Genomic DNA, 21191 nt, shown 5'->3' with positions numbered 1-21191 from the left:
GGCTTGCCCGCTCCCACAAGGGTCCGCGCAAGGGGCGGGATTCAGTGAAAGTCCCGGCTGCGTACGTCCAGCCCTTGCAACAGCGGGCTCACATCCTCCAGTCGCCGTGCTATCAGGTGGCGCACGCCATTCTCCTGCTCCAGCCGCCCGCTGACCTTGAGCAACTGCGACCCCACCAGCGCCCGCCGCTGCCGTTCGGCAAGCGCCCGCCACACCACCACATTGACCATGCCGTGCTCGTCCTCCAGGGTGACGAAGGTCACGCCACTGGCGGTCTGGGGCCGCTGGCGGCCCACCACCAACCCGGCCACGGCAATGTTGTCACCATGCCCGACATCTTGCAGCTCGCGCGAACTGCGACAGCCCAGCGCCCGCAGGCGTGAGCGCAACAAGGTCAGGGGATGCGGCCCAAGCGTGGTACCCAGGGCCTGGTAATCGGCCATCAGGTCCTCTGCCACACTGGGGACGGGCAGTTCGACGGTGCTTTCCGGCAAGGCTTCGATATCGGCGAACAAAGGCAACTGCGGCTGCACCGCCGCCACCTGCCAGCGCGCCTGGTGCCGGTCGCTGGCCAAGGCGCGCAGCGCGCCGGCATCGGCCAGGTGGGCGCGGGCACGCGAATCGAGCCCGGCACGCAGGCACAGGTCTTCGACATCGCGCCATGGCCGCTGCGCCCTCGCCTGCTCCAGGCGCCTGGCATCGGCCTCGGCAAGGCCGCGCACCAGGCGCAAGCCCATGCGAATGGCCAGCACCTCTCCAGGCTCAGGCTCGAGCGTGCAGTCCCAGTCACTGTGGCACACATCCACCGGCCTGACCTCGATACCCTGGCGCCGGGCCTCTTGCAGCAACTGGTCGGGGCTGTAGAAGCCCATGGGCCAGCTGTTGACCAGCGCGCAGGTGAAAATCGCCGGTTCATGGCACTTGAGCCAGCTGCTGGCATAGCACAGCAAGGCAAAGCTGGCCGCGTGCGACTCCGGAAAGCCATAGCTGCCAAAGCCCTTGATCTGCTCGAAGATGCGCTCGGCAAACGCCAAGTCATAACCATTGCGCAACATGCCCTGCACCAGCCGCTCGCGGTGCGGCTCCAGGCCGCCGTGGCGCTTCCAGGCGGCCATGCTGCGGCGCAACTGGTCGGCCTCGCCCGGGGTGTAGTCGGCCGCGACCATCGCCAGTTCCATCACCTGCTCCTGGAACAGCGGCACGCCCAAGGTACGCTCGAACACTTCCTTCAGTTGCGGCGAGGGGTACGTCACCGGCTCCTGCTTCAGCCGCCGGCGCAGGTAAGGGTGGACCATGTCGCCCTGGATCGGCCCGGGGCGGACGATGGCCACCTCGATGACCAGGTCGTAGAACTTTTTCGGCCGAAGCCGCGGCAACATGGCCATTTGCGCGCGGGACTCGATCTGGAACACGCCCATGGTCTCGGCACGGCTGATCATCGCGTAGGTGGCCGGGTCTTCGGCGGGGATGGTCGCCAGGGTCAGGTGCCGGCCACGGTGGCGTTGCAGCAGGTCGAAGCAACGGCGCAAGGCGCTGAGCATGCCCAGCGCCAGCACGTCGACCTTGAGCAGGCCGACCATGTCCAGGTCGTCCTTGTCCCACTGGATCACCGTGCGCTCCGGCATCGCGGCATTCTCCACCGGCACCAGTTCGTCCAGAGGTTGCTGCGAGATAACGAAGCCGCCCGGGTGCTGTGACAGGTGCCGGGGGAAACCGATCAGTTCGCCGGCCAGTACCAGCACCCGGCGCAGCGAAGGGCTGCCCGCCTCGAAACCAGCCTCGGCCAGGCGCTGGTCGTCGGGTATGCGATCGCTCCAGCGGCCACAGCATTTGGCCAGGGCGTCCACCTGGTCGGCGGGCAGCCCCAGCACCCGCGCCACATCCCGCACCGCACCGGCGGCATGGTAGGTGTTGACCACCGCAGTGAGCGCCGCCCGGTGCCGGCCATAGCGGCGGAACACATACTGGATCACCTCCTCGCGCCGGTCGTGCTCGAAGTCCACGTCGATGTCCGGCGGCTCGTTGCGCTCGCGCGACAGGAAGCGCTCGAACAACAGGTGGTGTTGCATGGGGTCGAGCTCGGTGATGCCCAGCACGAAGCACACCACCGAGTTGGCAGCCGAGCCCCGCCCCTGGCACAGAATGCGCTGGCTGCGGGCGAAGGCGACGATGTCGTGCACAGTCAGGAAGTAGCTTTCGTAGCCCAGCTCCTCGATCAGCGCCAGCTCCTTGGCCAGCACATCCCTCACCTTGCTGCTCGGCCCGTCTGGCCAGCGCGACGGCAAACCCTGCTGGCACAATTCGCGCAACCAGCTCGCCGGGCTATGCCCCTGGGGCACCAGTTCGCGTGGGTACTGGTATTTCAATTCGCTCAGTTCGAACTGGCAGCGCGCAGCGATGGCCAGGGTCTCGGCCAGCAGGTCGGCGGGATAGAGTTCGCCCAGTTGCGCCTGGCTGCGCAGGTGCCGCTCGCCATTGGCAAACAGGAAGCGCCCGGCCTCGGCCACCAGGCAATGCTGGCGAATGGCGGTCATGCAATCTTGCAGGGCGCGGCGACCGCGCACGTGCATGTGCACGTCGCCACAGGCCACGGCGCGGATGCCGACCCTGGCCGCCAGGCTACGCAAGCGTTCAAGGCGCAAGGTATCGTCACTGCCGCGGTGCAGGTGCACGGCCAGCCACAGGCGCTCGCCGAACACGCCGTGCAGCCACTGCCCGGGGATGGCATCGCCGCTGTCATCGGCTACCCACAATGCCAGCAGGCCCTGATGGTGCTGCTGCAGGTCATCGCGAAACAGTTGGTACTCGCCCTTCTGCGCCCGCCGCCGGGCCCGGGTGATCAGCGCGCACAGGTTCTGGTAGCCGGCCAGGTCCTGCACCAGCAGCACCAGCCTGGGGCCGTCCTGCAACTGCACTTCACTGCCCACGATCAGCCGCAGCTGGTGTTCCTTGGCCGCCTGCCAGGCACGGACGATACCGGCCAGGGTGCATTCGTCGGTGATCGCCAGCGCCTGGTAGCCCTGTTCACGCGCGCGCCGGAACAGCTCGTCGGCGCTCGACGCGCCGCGCTGGAAGCTGAAGTTGGACAGGCAGTGCAGCTCGGCATAACCCGGGGTGTTCATGCGAACCAGCCCTGCAGCCACAACGGGCCGGCCTTGCCCAGGTCGCGATAGGCCCAGCCGCGCAGGCCGTCGCGGGTTTCGATGCGGTAATAGTCGCGGCGCACATCGCCGCCATCCCACCAGCCCGACTCGATGCGCTCGGCATGGCCTTGCAGGCGATAGCCGCCTTCGTCCAGCGCCATGGGGGCCGACAGCAGCCAGCCAGGGCGGCTGCCAGGAACGACCGGCATGTTGCCCTGGGCACCCTGCTCTACCGCTTGCCAGGCACACTCGGGGCGATGATCGGCTGCCACGCTCAGGCCCTTGACCGCCTCATCCCCCAAGCGGGCGCGCAGCCGTTCGCGCAATTGTTCCCAAGGTTGCGCCTGTTGCGCACGCGGGTCGAACAATGCCTGGTGTTGCGGCACGAAGGGTGGCAGGTCCTCGGCAACCAGCCGCAGGTTGCGCACCGGTGCGGGAATGCGTAGCGGTTCCAGGCGCCCGCGCGCCAGCTCGAACAACATTGCCGCATCGCGTTCGGCGGCCAGCAGGCCTACCTTCAGCAAAGTATCCGGCTCTTCGGCGTGCTCCAGGTGCAGGCAGAAACGCTGCACGCCACAGTCACGCCCGGCGAGGAACGCGGCAAGGTCGTTGAGCATGCGCCGCAGCGGGAACAGCAGGGCCTGGTGCGATTCGACGTCGAAGTTCAGCTCCAGCCGGGCTTCGAAGCGGTCCGGCGGCTGGTAGAAGCCCAGCCCCAGGTTGCGCAGGCCGAGCAACTGGTCAAGGTGCAGCTGCACCTGGGCCGGAAAGCGCCTGGCCAGGCTGTCGCGGGGCAAGGCCAGCACCTGGCTCAACTGGCGCAGGCCCATGCGGGCAAAGGCCTCGGCAGCCTGCGCAGGCAGGCCGATACGCTCGATGGGCATGCCCAGCAGCGCCGCACGGGTGGCATCGGCGTCACTCACGGCCAGGCCATCGTGAGCGTTGGCGAGCATGCGCGCCGCCACCGGGTTGCTGGCCAGGACGATGCGTTGGCGCAAGCCCAGTTCCGCCAGTTCCTGGCGCAGGCGTGCCTCGAACAGCGGCCAGGGGCCGAACAGTTGCAGGCTGGAGCCCACCTCCAGCAACAGCGCCCGTGGGTAGTGCAGGCTGACCTGGGCACTGAAGCGGTAGGCCCAGGCTGCCAGCAACTGCTGCACCTGGTCGATGCGCCTGGGGTCGGCTTCGACGCAGCTGAAGCCATCGGCCAGCGCACGCGCCGCCGTCAGGGTTTGCCCGGCCCGCAGGCCGAGCGCGGCCGCCGCCGGGTTGACCGCCTGCAGCACGCGTCGCTGGGTCGGCCCGCCAAGCAGCACCAGGGGGGTATCAGGGTCGTCACGCTCGCGCAGGACCGTGTCCAGCGCCAGCTGCGGGAGCAGGATGCAGGCCCAGAGCATGTTGCATCAGCCCCGCCCCGGGCAGGCGATGGGCAGCGCCGGGGGCATGCCGCCACGGCTTTTCAGCACGCGCCATTGTGCCGGGCGGGTGTCGACGGCAATACGCAGCGCCGCGGGTGAAGGGTTGTGCGCCGCCTGTTGCGGCCGGCAGGCGAAGGCCAGCGCCTGCCCGGTTTCGGCAGCCACCTGCAAGCGCCGCAGGGCGCGGTCATCGGCACGTTCCGGCCAGCACAGCACCGCCGCGCAACTGCCGGAGCGCAGGCACTGCTCGGCGGCCCACAAGGCATCGGCAGGTGCGGCGTCCACTTGTACCAGCCAGCGCAGGTCCACCCCCGCGGCCTGCCAGGCCGGGGCGTAAGGAATGAATGGCGGTGCCACCAGCACGATTCGGCTGGCTTCAGCGCTCAAGCGGGCCAGGGTTGGCCACAGCAGCTGCAGTTCGCCACAGCCGGGGCTGGCCAGCAACAGTTCGCTGAGCGCAGCCGCCGGCCAGCCACCTTCCGGCAGGCATTGGTCAAGGGCGGCATGGCCCGTGGGCTGCAGGCCGAGCGGCCGCGCCTGGGCCTGCCGACCGCGCCATACCCGGCGCTGATCGAGCAACCTGTCGAGGTCGACCACCGCGCCCATCAGTCACGCCTCAGCAAGCCGCAGAACACGCCTTCGATGAAGAACTCCTGTTCAGGCCGCACATCGATAGGCGCATAGGCCGGGTTGCGTGGCAACAGCCGGTAATTGCCACCCTGGCGCTGCAGGCGCTTGATGGTCACCTCGCCGTCCAGGCGCGCGACCACGATCTGGCCATCGCGAGCGTCGGCCTGCTGGAGGATGCCGACCAGGTCGCCGTCGAAAATGCCGTCGTCGATCATCGAGTCGCCACGCACCTTCAGCAGGTAGTCGGGGGTACGGCGGAACAGGCTGGGGTCGAGCAGCAACTGCTCGTGAATGTCGAGGTCCGGGCCGATGGGGGCACCTGCCGCCACTTGGCCCAGCACCGGCACTTCGAGGATTTCCGGGCGGCGCAGCCGTTCGGCCAGGCGTATGCCCCGCGCCTGGTTCGGCGTGACGTCGATGTAGCCGGCCTGGCACAGGGCGGTGATGTGCTTGCGCGCGACACTGCGCGAGGCAAAACCGAAGCGCGTGGCGATATCGGCCAGGCTCGGCGGCTGGCCGTGGTCGGCGATGCGCTCACGGATGAACTCGAAGATGGCGCGGCGTTTTGGGGTAAGATTGTCCATGGAGCACATTTGTACTCTTTTCCGAGCACGCTGAACAGCCCCCTTCGTCGACGGCTTGGCGGCTGCGATCAATTGCGACCGCGAAACTACCGCAATGATGCTGAAGGCTATATGGCTGGTCCGGCAAACCTGACTGCACATGGCGAATTGAATCAGCAGGGACACTGTGGGAGCCGCGCTTGCCGGCGATGGGGCGCGAAGCGGCCCCGGTTACAGATGCCCGCTGTGGGTCGGTAACAGCCAGTCGGAGCAGACCGTTCCCGCCCCATCGCTGCGTCGTTACATAGACCAACGACCAAAATGCTGCTCCAGGAACTCAGTCACCAGCGAGGCGATCTGCAACTGGATCGCCCCCCGCGACCGGGCGTTATCGCCGTCCCGGCAAATGACACCATCCCCTGGAGCATCGTCTTCGAGCAACGCCATCGCGTCTGGTTTGCACGTCGACAAGAAGCTGAAATGGCTGGCGTCCTCGATCTCGACATAACGACTCGTCGCCGAGGGCAGACGCTTGGCAAGGTCAGCAGATTCCAGCTGCGCGGGAAGGTCTTCAGAAGGCGCGCCGGCCGCAATCACCAACGTCGGCACTGGCAAAGCCGCAAGGCTTTCATCGGTCAGGCCACGTGACAGGCCAAGATCCAGGGTAACGATGGCGGTGACACGACTGTCGCGCAAATCGCCACCCAGTCGAGCCTTCGATGCCGGGGCGCTGTCGGCATTGATCTGCTTGTAGACGCTGCAACTCGACAGCTGCGGATGGATGGAACAGTCCTGGGCAAAACGCTTGGGATCAAAGCGGGCGCCGGCAATTTCCAGCGCGGTCCAGCCGCCCAGTGAGTGGCCGACCACTGCAACTTGGCCCTTCGCCACCCGCCCGAACTGATCCGCCTGGGCCATGACCGCATCGATGGCCCGCTGCAAGTCAATGGGACGCTGCCACAACTGTGCCGCGGCTTCAGGGTTGTGATCGCGGGTAGTAGTGCCGGGGTGGTTTACCGCCGCCACGATGTAGCCTTGGTGAGCCAGTGCACTGGCCAGCCACGACTGGTTTCCCCAATTGCCGCGAAAGCCGTGGGAAAGCACCACCAATGGATAGGTGCCTGCAGCTGGAGGTGCATCGCGCACAGCGAGGTCACCGATGAAAACCGGGGTATCAGCGATCAACTGTGGTGTTGCAGTGGTCGTACTCGGGTACCAGACGACCAGCTCCAGCGGACGGTCAGTTTGCCTGTCCGGTAATGTCGAGGTCTTGAAGCCAATGGTCTTGTAGCCAGCGAATGCAGGTATGTCCAGACAGATAAAAAGCAACAAGCCGAGCACTGTTTTCATTGTTTTTCTTCCTTGATAGGTCAGCGTCGATCAGATGCAAACCGGTACGCGGGAAACATATCAGCCCTCGCCGCGACCCACACAATCTTTCCGGCGATGCAGCGCTCCAATAGACCGGATAGTGGAAATATATTTTGCGCACTAAATATTATCGCTCAATATTCAGCCCAGGCAGCAAGCAGTCGCTGATCCCACTACCCAAGCTAACGGAGCATGATCATGACCTTCATCAAAGCAATCGCCATCGCCACCCTGACCTTTGGCAGCAGCGTCGGCGCCTTCGCCCAGACCGCCTCCCCGTACCAGTACGGCATGAACCTGGACATCGCCCAAGTGATCGCGGTGGAGGCCTCGGGCCACGCCACCGACCACGCCGACACCGCCACCCTCACCTACCGTGACAGCGACGGCAAGGTGCAGAAGATCAGCTACCTGCGCCCAGCCACCTCCGCCAACCAGAACTGATGACCAAACTTCGAAAGCCGGAGCGTGCCAACGGCCGGTTACTCGGTTGGCTTTCCAGCTTTGGCAGTTGCTGACTCGACGCGCAGGCGCCAACCTCGCGTTCGAGCACAGCTCTGCCAAGGCTGCCGTACTCCAGTACACTCAGGAAGTCGCGAAGTTCACGTGACTCCAAAGGCAAAGAATCTCCCTTCTGGCCCGCCCATGATTTTGGACCTGGATACCCAATGCTGACTGCCCTGCTGTTCGACCTCGACGGAACCCTCACCGACACTGACACCTTGCACCTGCAGGCCTTTCGCCAACTGCTGCGCGAGCATGACGGCCGCGAGCTGAGCCAGGCGCAGTTCGATGCCCAGGTCAGCGGCCGCGCCAACGGCGAGCTGTTCGCCGAGCTGTTTGCCGGTGCCAGTGCCGAGCAGTGCCAGGAGCTGGCCGACCGCAAGGAGGCGCTGTTCCGCGACATGTCGCCGGCTCTCGAGCCGATGCCGGGCCTTGTGCGCCTGCTGGAACATGCCCGGGCTCATGACATCGGCATGTGCGTGGTGACCAACGCACCGCGGCTGAACGCCGAACACATGTTGAACGCCATGGGCCTGGGCCAGCGCTTCGAGCATGTGCTGGTGGCCGAGGAACTGGCACGGCCCAAGCCGGACCCGCTGCCCTACCTGACCGGGTTGCAGCGGCTGGGTGCCGAGGCCGGGCAGGCACTGGCCTTCGAGGATTCGCTGCCGGGGGTGGCGGCAGCGAGTGGCGCGGGGATCTTTACCGTGGGCGTGGCCACTACACAGACGCCGGAGCGGTTGCTGGCGGCGGGGGCGAAGCTGGTTGTCCGTGACTTCAACGACCCAGCGTTGTGGACCTTGATCGGATCCATGCGATGAGCATACGGGGCCGCTTCGCGCCCCATCGCCGGCAAGCCAGCTCCCTCCTCGACCGCATCGGCCTCAAGCCATGCGCCATCCCTGTGGGAGCTGGCCTGCCGGCGATCAGGCCAGAACAGGCAGCACAAGACAGTTGCTCCCTCCTCGACCGCATCGGCCTCAAGCCATGCGCTGTCCCTGTGGGAGCTGGCTTGCCGGCGATGGGCTGCGAAGCGGCCCCAGGATTTCAAGGCAATATGCATGCCCCTGCCATTGTGCACACCCAGGTCAACCCATGCTGATCGACGAAGAACTGACCCTCAAGAAGCTGGAAACCTTCCTCGCCTTCATGCGCACCGGCAACCTCGGCCGCGCCGCCGCCGAGCTGGCCACCAGCGCCGTCAGCGTGCACCGTGCCATCCACTCGCTGGAAAGCGCACTGCGCTGCCCGCTGTTCAAGCATGAAGGCCGCCAGCTGATCCCGCTGGAAAGCGCCTACGTGCTGGAAAAGAAAGCCCGCCAGCTGATCCAGGACGCCGAGCAGATGGTCCGCCTTACCCGCGAGGCCGCCGGTTTCTATGCCGAACGCTTCCGCCTGGGCGCGCTCTACTCGCTGACGGTGAAAACCGTGCCCAAGCTGGTCATGGGCCTCAAGCTGCGCCGCAGCGAACTCAACATCGACCTGACCCTGGGCTCCAACGTCGACCTGCTGCAGCGCCTGAAGAACCACGAGCTGGAGGCCATCCTCGTGTCGCTCGACGAAAGCGTCAGCGACCCTGCATGCGAGCAGCTGCCGCTGTTTTCCGACGATATCTTCCTTGCGGTGCCCATCGATTCACCCTTCGCCGAACAGGCCGAGGTGGACCTGGCCGACCTGGCCGACTCCACCTTCATCACCCTGACCCAGGGCTTTGCCACCCACCGCGATGGCGCCCGGGTGTTCCAGCAGGCCGGCTTCGAACCCAAGGTGGCCATGCAGGTGAACGATATCTTCACCCTGCTGAGCATGGTCAGCTCGGGCGTGGGCTTTGCCCTGCTGCCCGGGCGTATCGCGGCGGTGTACGAAAACCGGGTCAGGCTGATTGCACTGAAGCCGCAATATCGCTTGCAGCAGCATATCGGCGTGGTGTTCTTGAAGGCGCGGGAGCGGGAGCCGAACCTGCTGGCGTTGCTGGCAGAGTGCCGGATGTACAGCCTGGAGCGCTGAGGGGCCTCGGACACAGCTTCTTTTTTGTTGTTTGCTGCACTGGCCTCTTCGCGGGCTTGCCCGCTCCCACAGGGATGGTGCATTGCCTGAGACCTGCTCGGTACCTGTGGGAGCGGGCGAGCCCGCGAAGAGGCCAGTACAAGTCCCCGCTAAACCACCAAGGCCCGCTGCACCTCCCCCACCGTTGTAGCCAGGCTGTTCAGGTGCAGGTTCAACACCCGCTCCACCGGCGCCTGGTCCAGCGGCCAGTGCAAGGCAATGCTCCCGGCCAGGCGCCCTTCGGCATGCACCGGCAGGGCTATCGCGCGGATCAGGAACGGCAAGCGCACCGGGTACTCCCAGTGCCCTTCGGTGCGCTGGCCGAACCCCTTGTTCGCTTCCTCCTCGATGTCGCGCAGCACCGTCTCGTCGCCCACCCGCGCATGGGCCGCCAGGCGCTGCACTTCGTCGACCGCCAACTCACCCAGGCACGCCCGCCCCATCGCCGAATGGAACAGGCTGGCATGATGGCCGACGATCTGGCAGGTGTGCGGGTAGCGTTTGCGCAATACCTGGGGGATGGCGCTTTCCATCACCTCCAGCCGCTCGCCGTCGAAACACGACAGGTCAACCACCAACCCGGTGCGCTCGCTCAACTCCAGCAACATGGGTGCTGCGTGTTCCACCAGGCGCCGCTTGAAACGCAGCTGGCGGTCACCGAACAGGCGCCGCGCGCACAGCCGGTAACGCCGGTCGCTGAGGCCGCGATAGACCCAGCCTTGCTCCTGCAAGGTGGCAAGCATGCGCGACACCGTGGCCTTGGGCAGCGCCGTCAGGTAATGCAGTTCTTCCAGGCCCAGCGCCTGGTGTTCGCCAAGCAGGTCGACGATGGCCAGCGCCCGCTCCACCGAACGCACGCCGCCACTGTCTGCCGTGATGCCCATGAATGTGACCTCCCTGTAGCTGGATGGTCAGGATAGCCAGCAAGATCCGCGCCTGCCCAGCGGTTTCATGGCGCTTGCAGGCTGCGGGGTGGGCGCCGCGCTACCCAACGGGTGAGCTGTTCATGGGCATGGGCCAGCTGCAACACCGCATGGTCGGCCTGGGCCGGGCCGATGATCTGCAGGCCCATGGGCAACCCGGCAGCATTGAAGCCGACCGGTACGCTGATGCTCGGCAAGCCGGCCAGGGTCGGCCCTATCACCACTTCCATCCAGCGGTGATAGGTGTCCATCGCGCGCCCTCCTACCACCGTTGGCCAAGGTTGCCGTGCATCGAATGGGAACACCTGGGCCGATGGCAACAGCAGGTAATCGTAACGCTCGAACAGCTTGACCAGCGCGCGGTACCAGTCGCTGCGGGCCACCGAAGCCTGGTACAGCGCCGCCGCGCTCAGGTGCAGGCCACCCTCCACCTCCCACTGCGCCTCGGGCTTGAGCAGCGCGCGCTTGCCCGGGTCGGCATAGGCCGCAGCGAGGTTACCGTGCACCAGGAAGTGGCGATGGGTCAGCCAGCATTGCCACAAACGCGCCAGGTCGAACGCCGGTTGGCAGGCCTCGACCCGGCAGCCCAGTTCGGCGAAGTCTGCCAGGGCCGCTTCGCACAGGCTCAGCACCCCGTCATCCATCGCCAGGTAGCCGTCGTAGTCGCCCAGCCAGCCAACCCGCACGCCGCGGAAATCGCGCTGCAACCCGGCGGCAAAATCGCGCCGGCCATCACTCAGCGACAACGGCGCACGCGCATCGAAGCCCGCCTGGGTCGACAACAGCCGCGCCACATCCACCACGCTGCGGCCCATCGGCCCCTCGGTGGCCAGCTGCTGCACGAACAGTTCCGGCGCCGGCCCGTGGGGTACGCGGCCCTGCGACGGGCGCAGGCCATACACGTTGTTGAACGCCGCCGGGTTGCGCAGCGAGCCCATCATGTCGCTGCCGTCGGCGACCGGCAGCAGGCGCATGGCCAGCGCCGCCGCCGCCCCACCGCTGCTGCCCCCGGCCACCTTACCCGGGTCGTAGGCGTTGGTGGTGGTGCCGAACAGGGTGTTGTAGGTCTGCGAACCAAGGCCGAATTCCGGCACATTGCTCTTGCCCACGATCAGCGCACCACTGGCCCGCACCCGCGCCACACTGATCGCGTCCTGCTCGGGCACCTGCTCGGCGAACAGCGGCGAGCCCAACGTGGTGCGCAGCCCGGCAGTGGCGGCCAGGTCCTTGATCGCCTGGGGCATGCCATGCATCCAGCCGCGCGAATAGCCACGGCCCAGCTCGCGGTCACGCTCATCGGCCTCGGCCAACAGCGCCTCTGCCGGGCGCAGCGACACCAGCGCATTGACCTGCGGGTTGAAGCGTTCGATATGCGCCAGATAAGCCTGCACCACCTCCCGGCACGACATCTGGCGGGCATGGATGGCCCGGGACAATGCCTCGGCATCGAGGGCAACGATGGGGTCGATGGCTAGCGGCATCACGGTTTCACTCCAAGGTTGAAAGCGGCAGGCTTGCCCGCGCGTGGGGCTTCTTTCAGGCAATAGGTGCCCAGCAGTGTCAGCAGGCAGGCGAACAGCACATAGAACGACGGCGCCACCGGGGTACCGAGCACCTTGCTCAGCCAGGTGACGATCAACGGGGCGAAGCCGCCGAACACCATCACCGCCACGTTATAGGCCACCGACACACCGGTAGAACGCACCTCGACCGGGAACTGCTCGGCCAGGGCCGTGGGCGCCGGCCCGAAGAAGCCACCGATGGCGGTGCACAACAGCAGTTGCATCACCAGCAGGCGCTCCAGCGACGGCGCGGCAGCCACCCACACATACAACGGGTAGACCATGACGAAGAACGCCAGGGTGAAGGCCATCAGCACCGGGCGCCGCCCCAGCCGGTCAGACAACGCCCCGGACAGCGGGATCACCACGGTCATCAGCCCAACCGCAAGCATCTGCACCAGCAGCACCTGGTCCAGCGGCAGGCCGAGGTTCTTGTGGGCGAAGGTCGGCATGTTCACCAGCACCACGTAGAACGACACCGTCGCGCCACAGGCCAGGCCCATCGATACCAACAGGCTGCGCCGATGCTCACGCAGCACCTGCCACAGGCTGGGCGACTGGCCCTTGGCCTGGCGGCGCGCCTCGATGAATTCCTCGGGCTCTTCCATGTGCTTGCGAATCCACAGCCCCACCGGGCCGATCAGCAGGCCGAGCACGAACGGGATACGCCAGCCCCAGCTGTCCAGCGCCGCTGGCGTGCACAAGTGGGTGACCAAGGCCACCATCGCCGCCCCGGAGAACACCGCCAGGCACTGCCCCACCAGCTGCCACGAGCCGTACAGGCCCTTGCGGTGGGCCGGCGCGCTCTCCACCAGGAAGGCCGTGGCGCTGGCGTACTCGCCGCCGGTGGCAAAACCCTGCAGCATGCGCGCCACCACGATCAGCATCGGCGCGGCCATGCCAATGGCCAGGTAGTCGGGGGCAAAGGCGATCATGGCAATGGACACGGTCATCAGCCGGATGATCATCTGCATCGCCGCCTTGCGGCCCTTGCGGTCGGAATACATGCCCAGCAGCACGCCGCCCACCGGGCGCATGAAAAAGCCGACGCCGAAGGTGGCCAGGGCCATCAGCAGCGAGGCGTATTCGTCGTCGGAGGGGAAGAACTGCCGGGCGATGATGCTGGCCAGAAAGCCGTACACGATAAAGTCATACCACTCCAGGGCGTTGCCGATGACGGCGGCGACCACTTGCCGGGTACGCGACACGCCGGTGCTCGAAGTCTGCATAGGAAACACTCCACACAATGATTGGGTGATCGCCCAGGCGCGGTCGCGCCCGGGTTCCAGCGGCAGTCGTCAAAAGGAAAGGTCAGGCGGACGCGAGCCAGCGCTCTGCCAGCGCGCCCCAGTAGGCGGCGCCGGTCAGCAGGATGTCGTCGTTGAAGTCGTAGGCCGGGTTGTGCACCATCGGCCGCGATACGCCATTGCCGATGAACAGGTAGGCGCCGGGGCAGCGTTGCAGCATCCAGGCGAAATCTTCGCTGCCCATCAGCTTGCGGGTGTTGCCATCCACTGCCTCGGCACCGAGCAATTCCACCCCCACCTGCCGGGCGAAGGCGTTTTCCGCGGCATGGTTGACCAACACCGGGTAGGCCGGGCGATGTTCGAGGGTGGCGCTGCAGCCAAAGCTCTCGGCCTGGCTGACGATAATGGCCCGCACCCGCTCCAGGGTCTGCGCCCGCACGTCGGCGCTCAGCGCGCGCAGGCTCAGGCGCAGCAGCGCCTGCTGCGGGATCACGTTGGCCGCTTCGCCGGCCTGCAAGGCGCCGACGGTAACCACGGCCGCCTCCTGCGCATCGATATTGCGCGCCACCACGGTTTGCAGGGCCATCACCACACTGGCCGCCGCCACCAGCGGGTCGACGGTCAGGTGCGGCATCGAGCCGTGGCCGCCAACCCCGTCGAGGGTCACCGTGAGCAGGTCTTGCGAGGCCATCATCGGCCCCTCGCGAAAGCCCAGGTGCCCGGCCGGCAGCCCGGGCATGTTGTGCATGCCGAACAGTGCATCGCAAGGGAAGCGCTCCAGCAAACCATCGGCCAGCATCGCCTCGGCGCCACCCTGGCCCTCCTCGGCCGGCTGGAAGATCAGCGTCAGCGTCCCGTCGAACTGCCGGGTCGCCGCCAGGTAGCGCGCGGCGCCAAGCAGCATGGTGGTATGCCCGTCATGGCCGCAGGCGTGCATGCAGCCCTGGTGCTGGCTGCTGTACGCGGCGCCGGTAGCCTCGTGGATGGGCAGCGCGTCCATGTCGGCGCGCAGGCCCAGGCGGCGTGGGCTGCTGCCATTGCGCAGTACGCCGACCACGCCGGTCTTGCCGATACCGGTGTGCACTTCATAGCCCCATTCTTCGAGCAGTCGGGCAACCAGCGCCGAAGTGCGGCTTTCTTCGAAGCCCAGTTCCGGGTGAGCGTGGATATCATGACGGATTGCGTGCAGGTCGCTGGCCACATCGTTCAGCCAGGCCAGGATGTGCTGATGTCGGGACATGTAGAGTCTCCTCGCGCGGGTGGTTTCCCGTTCTTGTTGTTCGCCTTGAGGTCACGACGGGTAAGGCAGGTCGTGCTTGGCTGACAGATAAGCGCGAGGAAGCTGGGAGCACAATCGAATCTGGTTTCACACGGTGGAACACAAAGTCGTGCCTTTGCTGTTACCTTGGGCGCACTGTTCAGCCAAAGCCAAGGACTGCGTCATGCCCCCACGCCCCACCACCCCCACCGGTTTCATACGCGTCCGTGGCGCCCGCGAGCACAACCTCAAGAACATCGATGTCGATATCCCCCGTGACGCACTGGTGGTGTTCACCGGCGTGTCCGGCTCGGGCAAGTCCTCGCTGGCCTTCTCCACCCTCTACGCCGAAGCCCAGCGCCGCTACTTCGAATCGGTCGCGCCCTATGCCCGACGCCTGATCGACCAGGTCGGCGTGCCGGACGTCGACGCCATCGAAGGCCTGCCCCCGGCCGTGGCCCTGCAGCAGCAACGCGGCACGCCGAGTGCACGTTCCTCGGTGGGCAGCGTGACCACCCTGTCCAGTTCGATCCGCATGCTCTACTCCCGCGCCGGCCACTACCCGGCCGGCCAGGCGATGCTGTATGCCGAGGATTTCTCGCCCAACACGCCGCAGGGCGCCTGCCCGGAATGCCATGGCATGGGCCGGGTCTACGAAGTGAACGAAGCGACCATGGTCCCCGACCCGTCGCTGACCATCCGCGAACGCGCCGTGGCGGCGTGGCCGATGGCCTGGCAGGGCCAGAACCTGCGCGACATCCTGGTGACGCTGGGCTACGACGTCGATACCCCCTGGCGCGACCTGCCACAGGCGCAGCGTGACTGGATCCTGTTCACCGAAGAAACGCCCACCGCGCCGGTGTATGCCGGGCTGACCCCGGCGCAGACCCGCGCCGCCCTCAAGCGCAAGCTAGAGCCCAGCTACCAGGGCACGTTCATGGGTGCCCGGCGTTACGTGCTGCACACCTTCATGCACTCGCAAAGCGCGCAGATGCGCAAGCGCGTTGCCCAGTTCATGCGCCCCAGCCCGTGCCCGCTGTGCCAGGGCAAGCGCCTGAAGCGCGAGGCCCTGGGGGTGACCTTCGCCGGCCTGGATATCGCCGAGCTGTCGCACCTGTCGCTGCAGGCGCTGGCCGAGGTGTTGCGCAAGGTGGCGGCAGCAGATTACCTGGCACAACAGCAGGACGACCTGACCCTGGAAAAGCGCCTGGCTGCCCAACGCATCGCCAACGAGCTGCTCGAACGCATCGACACCCTGCTCGACCTGGGCCTGGGCTACCTGGCCCTGGAGCGCAGCACCCCGACCCTGTCCTCTGGCGAGCTGCAACGCCTGCGCCTGGCCACCCAGCTGAACTCGCAGTTGTTTGGCGTGATCTACGTGCTCGACGAGCCTTCGGCCGGTTTGCACCCGGCCGACAGCGAAGCCCTGTTCGAGGCGCTGCAGCGCCTGAAGCACGCGGGCAACTCGGTCTATGTGGTGGAACACGACCTGGACACCATGCGCCGCGCCGACTGGCTGGTGGATGTAGGGCCTGCCGCTGGCGAGCATGGCGGCACCATCCTCTACAGCGGGCCGCCCACGGGCCTGGCCCAGGTCGAGCAGTCGAGCACCCGGGCCTACCTGTTCAGTGCACCGGCCCAGACCACGCGCGCACCACGCCAGGCCCACGACTGGCTGAAGCTCGAAGGCATCAGCCGCAACAACCTGAACAACCTCAGTACGCAATTCCCGCTGGGTTGCTTTACCGCCGTTACCGGTATTTCCGGTTCGGGCAAGTCGAGCCTGGTCAGCCAGGCGCTTCTGGAGCTGGTGGGTGCGCACCTGGGCCATGCCGCCCAACGCAACGAGCCCGAAGAGCAGAGCCTGGAAGATGAACCCGAACAGGCCAGCGGCGGGCATGTGAGCGCGGGCCTTGGGAGCATCAAGCGCCTGGTGCAGGTCGACCAGAAGCCGATCGGCCGTACGCCCCGCTCCAACCTGGCCACCTACACCGGCCTGTTCGACCATGTGCGCAAGTTGTTCGCCGCCACCGAACAGGCCAAGGCAAAAGGCTTCGATGCCGGGCGTTTCTCCTTCAACGTTGCCAAGGGGCGCTGCGAGAACTGCGAGGGCGAAGGCTTCGTCAGCGTCGAGTTGCTGTTCATGCCCAGCGTCTATGCGCCCTGCCCGACCTGCCATGGCGCCCGCTACAACCCGGAAACCCTGGCGGTGAGCTGGCAGGGCATGAACATTGCGCAGGTGCTGCAGTTGACGGTCGACCAGGCCCTGCTGGTGTTTGCCGAACAGCCAGCGGCGCGGCGCTGCCTGCAGGTGCTGCAGGACATCGGCCTGGGCTATCTGCGCCTGGGCCAGCCGGCCACCGAACTGTCCGGCGGCGAGGCGCAGCGCATCAAGCTGGCCACCGAGCTGCAACGCATGGCCCGCGGGGCGACGCTGTATGTACTGGACGAACCCACCAACGGCTTGCACCCGCAGGACATCGACCGGCTGCTGGTACAGCTCAACCGCCTGGTCGATGGTGGGCACAGCGTGGTGGTGGTCGAGCACGACATGCGAGTGGTGGCGCAGAGCGACTGGGTGATCGACATCGGGCCTGGGGCCGGCGATGCCGGGGGCCAGGTGGTGGTCAGCGGCACGCCACAGGTGGTGGCCAGGTGTGCTGAAAGCCGCACTGCGGAGTTTCTGGCCAAGGCCTTGTAGCGCCTGCACCGGCCTCTTCGCGGGCTTGCCCGCTCCCACAGGTTCACCGCAGTCGTGCAAGCTGTGCAGTACCTGTGGGAGCGGGCAAGCCCGCGAAGAGGCCGGCACAGGAGATAGACTGTTTTCATCCCCCGGCACCCTCAAGTACAGTCTGCCCCATGGACAAATACGCCCCCCGCCAGTGGCTCCCCCACGAAAAACCCAGCCTGCCGGGCTCCCCCTCCACGCCCCTGCACACGCCCGCCAAACGCCTGGCCTACGGCGTGGTCGGGCTGCTGGTGGCGATCACCGGTGGCCTGGGCAACGCGCTGGTCACCGCCAACCTTGTGTTCCTGCAAGGAGCGCTGGGCGCAACCACCGCGGAAATGGCCTGGTTGCCGGCCGCCTACGTGATGACCAACGTGTCCATCAACCTGCTGCTGGTGAAGTTCCGCCAGCAATTCGGCCTGCGCGCGTTCACCGAGGTGTTCCTGGTGCTCTATGCCCTGGTCACCTTCGCCCACCTGCTGGTCAACGACCTCAACTCGGCCATCGCCGTGCGGGCGGCCCATGGCATGGTCGGTGCCGCACTCAGCTCGCTGGGGCTGTACTACATGATCCAGGCGTTCCCGGCGCAATGGCGCCTGAAGGCGATGGTGCTTGGCCTGGGCGCCTCGCAGCTGGCGTTGCCGCTGGCACGGATATTTTCCGAAGACCTGCTGCAGATCGCCGAATGGCGTGGCCTGTACCTGTTCGAACTGGGCCTGGCGCTGGCCGCGCTGGGCTGCGTGCTGATGCTCAAGCTGCCCCCCGGTGACCGCTTCAAGACCTTCGAGCCGCTGGACTTTCTCACCTTCTCGCTGATGGCCAGCGGTACCGCGCTGCTGTGCGCCGTGCTGTCACTCGGGCGTATCGACTGGTGGCTGGAGGCGCCCTGGATCGGCATGGCCCTGGCGGCCTCCATCGCGCTGATCTTCAGCGGCCTGGCCATCGAGCACAACCGCCAGAACCCGCTGCTGATGACCCGCTGGCTGGGCAGCGGCGCGATCATTCGCCTGGCCCTGTGCGTGGTGCTGATCCGCATGGTCACCTCGGAGCAGTCCACCGGGGCGGTCGGCTTCCTGCAGGCGCTGAACCTGGGCAGCGAGCAGATGCGCACGCTGTACGCGGTCATGCTGCTGGGCGCGGTGGCCGGCCTGGCCAGCAGTGCCCTCACCATCAACCCCAACCACCTGGTGATCCCGCTGTTCATCTCGCTGCTGGCCATGGCCACCGGCGCCTTCATGGACAGCAGTTCGAGCAACCTCACCCGCCCGGCACAGATGTACCTCAGCCAGTTCCTGCTGGCGTTCGGCAGCACCTTCTTCCTCGGCCCGTCCATGGCCCTTGGCATCAGCCATGTGCGCGCCAACCCGCGCAACCTGGTGAGTTTCTCGGTGCTGTTCGGCATCTGCAACAACCTCGGCGGGCTGATTGGCGCGGCGCTGCTGGGCACCTTCCAGACCTGGCGGGAAAAATTCCACTCCAGCCACCTGATGGACCGCCTCAGCTACCTGGAACCCTTGGTCACGGCCCGCGTGCAAAGTGGCGGTGCCGGCTACGGCGGCATCATCGCCGACCCGGCCCTGCGCAGCGAAGCCGGCATGCGCCTGCTGGCCAGTGCCGCCACCCGCGAGGCGAACATCATGGCTTACAACGATGTGTTCGTGCTGATCGGCAGCATCGCTATTCTGACCATGATCTGGATCTGTATCCGTAGCACCTGGCTCTGGCACACCAAACGCCGGGCCATTTCCCCTGACTCCACCCCCGGCGCGCCCACCCGATGACCGACGACACCCGCACCACGACCACCACTGCCATCGCCGAAACCCCGGAAGGTGCCACGCCGCCCAGCGAGCCGACCAGCCCGGTGCGTTCGCGGCGGGTGCGTATCCTGTCGTCGATCAGCTTCGCCTGCGTGGCCCTGGCCGGCATCCTGCTGGTGCTGTATGCCTGGCGCCTGCCGCCATTCAGCAGCGCCATCGAAAGCACCGAGAACGCCCTGGTGCGCGGCCAGGTGACCATCATCGGGCCGCAGTTGAGCGGCTATATCGTCGATGTGCCGGTGCATGACTTCCAGTTCGTCAAGGCCGGCGACCTGCTGGTGCAACTGGACGATCGCATCTACAAGCAACGCCTGGCCCAGGCCATCGCCCAGCTGCAGCAACAACAGGCGGCCCTGGCCAACAACCTGCAGCAGCGCAACAGCGCCGAAGCCACCATTGCCCAACGCCAGGCGGCCATCGGCGATGCCGCCGCCCAGGCAACCAAGGCCAGGGCCGACCTCGGCCGCAACCAGGCGCTGGTCAGCGATGGCTCGGTGTCGCGGCGCGACCTGGACCTGGCCCGGGCCAGCGAAGCTGCAGCGGTCGCCAGCCTGGCCCAGGCCAAGGCAGCACTGGAAATCGCCCGCCAGGACCGCGAAACCGTGGTGGTCAACCGGGCCGCGCTGGAGGCCTCGGTGGAAAACGCCAAGGCCGCCGTGGAGCTGGCCCGCATCGACCTCGACAACACCCGCGTCACCGCCCCGCGCGACGGCCAGCTGGGGCAGATCGGCACGCGCCTGGGGGCCTATGTCAATTCAGGTGCACAGTTGATGGCGCTGGTGCCCGACACCCTGTGGGTGATCGCCAACATGAAGGAAACCCAGATGGCCGATGTACGCATCGGCCAGCCGGTGAGTTTCACCGTGGATGCGCTGAACCACCTGAAGCTGCATGGGCACGTGCAGCAGATCTCACCGGCCACCGGCTCGGAGTTCGCCTTGCTGCAGGCGGACAATGCCACCGGCAACTTCGTCAAGATTTCCCAGCGCATACCGGTGCGGATCACCGTGGATGCCGACCAGCCGGAAGCTCGGCGCTTGCGGCCGGGGATGTCGGTGGTAGTCAGTATCGATACTCGTGGCGAACAGTGATGTTCGCCTTTACCGGCCCAATCGCCGGCAAGCCAGCTCCCACAGTTACGATGCAGCTCTCAGGCCTGTGGTGTACCTGTGGGAGCTGGCTTGCCGGCGATTGGGCCAGTGAAGCACATGCCGAGATGCCGTCTTGCCATGATTGCGCCGCTCTAGCCCGTAGGTTCTAATCGCGCACGACCCGTTTGCCTTTGTCACTCAAGGAAGTGTCACCATGTACAGGAAGATCGTGCCGCTGGCGCTGTTGGCAACCCTGGCCGGTTGCTCGAACAGCGAGGACACCAGCGAGGCCAGTTTCCAGAAGGCCGCCCAGGCCTACCTCGATACCCAGTACCCGCACTGCTTCGTCATCAGTTCATTCCCGACCAAGACCCAGGACTTCGACCTCCATGGCACCAACAAGGCGTTGCATGCCCTGGCCCAGGTAGGTGTGGTCAGCGAAAAGGAGATCTCGCGCACCGAGGTGCCCGCCCGCCTGTGGCAAGCGGCACGCACGGACATCTACTACGCCTATGACCTCACCGACGAAGGCCGCAAGTACTACAAGGCGGATAACGGGCTGTGCTTCGGCAAGGCGCAGGTCACCGCCATCGAGCAGTTCAGTGAGCCGAGCGAGGTGACTGGGCAGAAGATGTCGAATGTGACCTATGCCTACAAGATCACTGGGTTACCGGCGTGGGCCGGGGATGATGGGGTCAAGGCCAGCATTGCCGAACTGGGCAAGGCGGTGGCCAGCAATGACACGCCGCTCAAGGAAACCCGGGCGATGGTGCTGACCAGCCAGGGGTGGCGGTTGCTGGAGAAATAGCCGTTTGCTTTACCGGCCTCTTCGCGGGCTCGCCCGCTCCCACAGGTGCACCACTGGTTTTGAGAGCTGCGCTGTACCTGTG

The 21191-nt window shown here is 66.3% G+C and carries 16 protein-coding genes; 7 read left to right on the top strand and 9 right to left on the bottom strand.

Annotation, left to right across the window (positions count from 1 at the left end; genetic code table 11):
* Window positions 1–41: 41 nt before the first annotated feature.
* The 5 genes from B2790_RS15555 to B2790_RS15535 all read right to left on the bottom strand — a co-directional run bounded on the left by B2790_RS15555 (window position 42) and on the right by B2790_RS15535 (window position 7101).
* Entirely contained in the window at window positions 42–3122 is a 3081-nt protein-coding gene (locus tag B2790_RS15555; RefSeq protein WP_286919163.1) for an error-prone DNA polymerase, read from the bottom strand.
* Window positions 3119–4537 carry a Y-family DNA polymerase gene (locus B2790_RS15550; protein ID WP_286919162.1) on the bottom strand — a complete coding sequence of 473 codons (1419 nt, stop codon included), beginning with the start codon at window positions 4535–4537 and terminating at the stop codon, window positions 3119–3121. The genes B2790_RS15555 and B2790_RS15550 overlap by 4 nt, the downstream gene beginning before the upstream one ends.
* A 6-nt stretch (window positions 4538–4543) precedes the next feature.
* On the bottom strand, window positions 4544–5164 hold the full coding sequence (gene imuA / locus B2790_RS15545; protein ID WP_025339259.1) for a translesion DNA synthesis-associated protein ImuA: 621 nt from the start codon (window positions 5162–5164) through the stop codon (window positions 4544–4546).
* The gene (lexA, locus tag B2790_RS15540; protein WP_025339260.1) at window positions 5164–5781 is read right to left on the bottom strand and encodes a transcriptional repressor LexA; all 618 of its coding nucleotides are present in this window, start codon (window positions 5779–5781) and stop codon (window positions 5164–5166) included. Before lexA ends, imuA begins: the two co-directional genes overlap by 1 nt.
* 270 nt (window positions 5782–6051) lie before the next feature.
* Entirely contained in the window at window positions 6052–7101 is a 1050-nt protein-coding gene (locus B2790_RS15535) for an alpha/beta hydrolase family protein (RefSeq protein ID WP_286919161.1), read from the bottom strand.
* Between the two features lie 219 nt (window positions 7102–7320).
* Between B2790_RS15535 and B2790_RS15530 the strand changes: the two genes are divergently transcribed.
* From B2790_RS15530 to B2790_RS15520, 3 genes are all read left to right on the top strand, one after another.
* Window positions 7321–7566 carry a DUF2790 domain-containing protein gene (locus B2790_RS15530; protein ID WP_084785190.1) on the top strand — a complete coding sequence of 82 codons (246 nt, stop codon included), beginning with the start codon at window positions 7321–7323 and terminating at the stop codon, window positions 7564–7566.
* A gap of 224 nt (window positions 7567–7790) precedes the next feature.
* The gene (locus B2790_RS15525) at window positions 7791–8447 is read left to right on the top strand and encodes an HAD family hydrolase (protein ID WP_286919160.1); all 657 of its coding nucleotides are present in this window, start codon (window positions 7791–7793) and stop codon (window positions 8445–8447) included.
* 274 nt (window positions 8448–8721) lie between these two features.
* A complete protein-coding gene (locus B2790_RS15520; RefSeq protein ID WP_003260483.1) occupies window positions 8722–9633 on the top strand; it encodes a LysR family transcriptional regulator in 912 nt (303 codons plus the stop codon).
* A gap of 149 nt (window positions 9634–9782) precedes the next feature.
* Here B2790_RS15520 and B2790_RS15515 read toward each other — a convergent pair whose 3' ends face one another.
* From B2790_RS15515 to B2790_RS15500, 4 genes are all read right to left on the bottom strand, one after another.
* Window positions 9783–10556 carry an IclR family transcriptional regulator gene (locus tag B2790_RS15515; RefSeq protein WP_025339264.1) on the bottom strand — a complete coding sequence of 258 codons (774 nt, stop codon included), beginning with the start codon at window positions 10554–10556 and terminating at the stop codon, window positions 9783–9785.
* A gap of 65 nt (window positions 10557–10621) precedes the next feature.
* The gene (locus tag B2790_RS15510; protein ID WP_286919171.1) at window positions 10622–12076 is read right to left on the bottom strand and encodes an amidase; all 1455 of its coding nucleotides are present in this window, start codon (window positions 12074–12076) and stop codon (window positions 10622–10624) included.
* Window positions 12076–13386: a citrate-proton symporter gene (locus B2790_RS15505; protein WP_015270478.1), complete on the bottom strand. Its 1311-nt coding sequence runs from the start codon at window positions 13384–13386 to the stop codon at window positions 12076–12078. Before B2790_RS15505 ends, B2790_RS15510 begins: the two co-directional genes overlap by 1 nt.
* Window positions 13387–13468: 82 nt before the next feature.
* Window positions 13469–14644, bottom strand: coding sequence for a M20 aminoacylase family protein (locus B2790_RS15500; protein ID WP_286919159.1), 1176 nt, complete (start codon window positions 14642–14644; stop codon window positions 13469–13471).
* Between the two features lie 202 nt (window positions 14645–14846).
* On the opposite strand from B2790_RS15500, the gene B2790_RS15495 reads away from it, so the two are divergent.
* The 4 genes from B2790_RS15495 to B2790_RS15480 all read left to right on the top strand — a co-directional run bounded on the left by B2790_RS15495 (window position 14847) and on the right by B2790_RS15480 (window position 21109).
* Window positions 14847–17363: an excinuclease ABC subunit UvrA gene (locus B2790_RS15495; RefSeq protein WP_286919158.1), complete on the top strand. Its 2517-nt coding sequence runs from the start codon at window positions 14847–14849 to the stop codon at window positions 17361–17363.
* A gap of 158 nt (window positions 17364–17521) precedes the next feature.
* Window positions 17522–19171: an MFS transporter gene (locus B2790_RS15490; protein ID WP_025339269.1), complete on the top strand. Its 1650-nt coding sequence runs from the start codon at window positions 17522–17524 to the stop codon at window positions 19169–19171.
* Window positions 19168–20301, top strand: a complete 1134-nt coding sequence (locus B2790_RS15485; protein WP_286919157.1) for an HlyD family secretion protein — start codon at window positions 19168–19170, stop codon at window positions 20299–20301. Before B2790_RS15490 ends, B2790_RS15485 begins: the two co-directional genes overlap by 4 nt.
* A gap of 214 nt (window positions 20302–20515) precedes the next feature.
* A complete protein-coding gene (locus tag B2790_RS15480; RefSeq protein ID WP_286919156.1) occupies window positions 20516–21109 on the top strand; it encodes a hypothetical protein in 594 nt (197 codons plus the stop codon).
* The last annotated feature ends 82 nt before the right edge of the window (window positions 21110–21191 follow it).

This window comes from Pseudomonas sp. UBA6753, assembly GCF_002453565.1.
In the GTDB taxonomy this organism is placed as follows: domain Bacteria; phylum Pseudomonadota; class Gammaproteobacteria; order Pseudomonadales; family Pseudomonadaceae; genus Aquipseudomonas; species Aquipseudomonas putida_Z.
Note: the sequence above shows the minus strand (reverse complement) of the source record. Positions and strands in the feature narration are given on the sequence as shown.

Bases quoted from the DNA above. Each gene is read 5' to 3' on its own strand.
- B2790_RS15555 (WP_286919163.1), bottom strand. From the start codon at position 3,122: ATGAACACCCCGGGTTATGCCGAGCTGCACTGCCTGTCCAACTTCAGC.
- B2790_RS15550 (WP_286919162.1), bottom strand. From the start codon at position 4,537: ATGCTCTGGGCCTGCATCCTGCTCCCGCAGCTGGCGCTGGACACGGTC.
- imuA (WP_025339259.1), bottom strand. From the start codon at position 5,164: ATGGGCGCGGTGGTCGACCTCGACAGGTTGCTCGATCAGCGCCGGGTA.
- lexA (WP_025339260.1), bottom strand. From the start codon at position 5,781: ATGTGCTCCATGGACAATCTTACCCCAAAACGCCGCGCCATCTTCGAG.
- B2790_RS15535 (WP_286919161.1), bottom strand. From the start codon at position 7,101: ATGAAAACAGTGCTCGGCTTGTTGCTTTTTATCTGTCTGGACATACCT.
- B2790_RS15530 (WP_084785190.1), top strand. From the start codon at position 7,321: ATGACCTTCATCAAAGCAATCGCCATCGCCACCCTGACCTTTGGCAGC.
- B2790_RS15525 (WP_286919160.1), top strand. From the start codon at position 7,791: ATGCTGACTGCCCTGCTGTTCGACCTCGACGGAACCCTCACCGACACT.
- B2790_RS15520 (WP_003260483.1), top strand. From the start codon at position 8,722: ATGCTGATCGACGAAGAACTGACCCTCAAGAAGCTGGAAACCTTCCTC.
- B2790_RS15515 (WP_025339264.1), bottom strand. From the start codon at position 10,556: ATGGGCATCACGGCAGACAGTGGCGGCGTGCGTTCGGTGGAGCGGGCG.
- B2790_RS15510 (WP_286919171.1), bottom strand. From the start codon at position 12,076: ATGCCGCTAGCCATCGACCCCATCGTTGCCCTCGATGCCGAGGCATTG.
- B2790_RS15505 (WP_015270478.1), bottom strand. From the start codon at position 13,386: ATGCAGACTTCGAGCACCGGCGTGTCGCGTACCCGGCAAGTGGTCGCC.
- B2790_RS15500 (WP_286919159.1), bottom strand. From the start codon at position 14,644: ATGTCCCGACATCAGCACATCCTGGCCTGGCTGAACGATGTGGCCAGC.
- B2790_RS15495 (WP_286919158.1), top strand. From the start codon at position 14,847: ATGCCCCCACGCCCCACCACCCCCACCGGTTTCATACGCGTCCGTGGC.
- B2790_RS15490 (WP_025339269.1), top strand. From the start codon at position 17,522: ATGGACAAATACGCCCCCCGCCAGTGGCTCCCCCACGAAAAACCCAGC.
- B2790_RS15485 (WP_286919157.1), top strand. From the start codon at position 19,168: ATGACCGACGACACCCGCACCACGACCACCACTGCCATCGCCGAAACC.
- B2790_RS15480 (WP_286919156.1), top strand. From the start codon at position 20,516: ATGTACAGGAAGATCGTGCCGCTGGCGCTGTTGGCAACCCTGGCCGGT.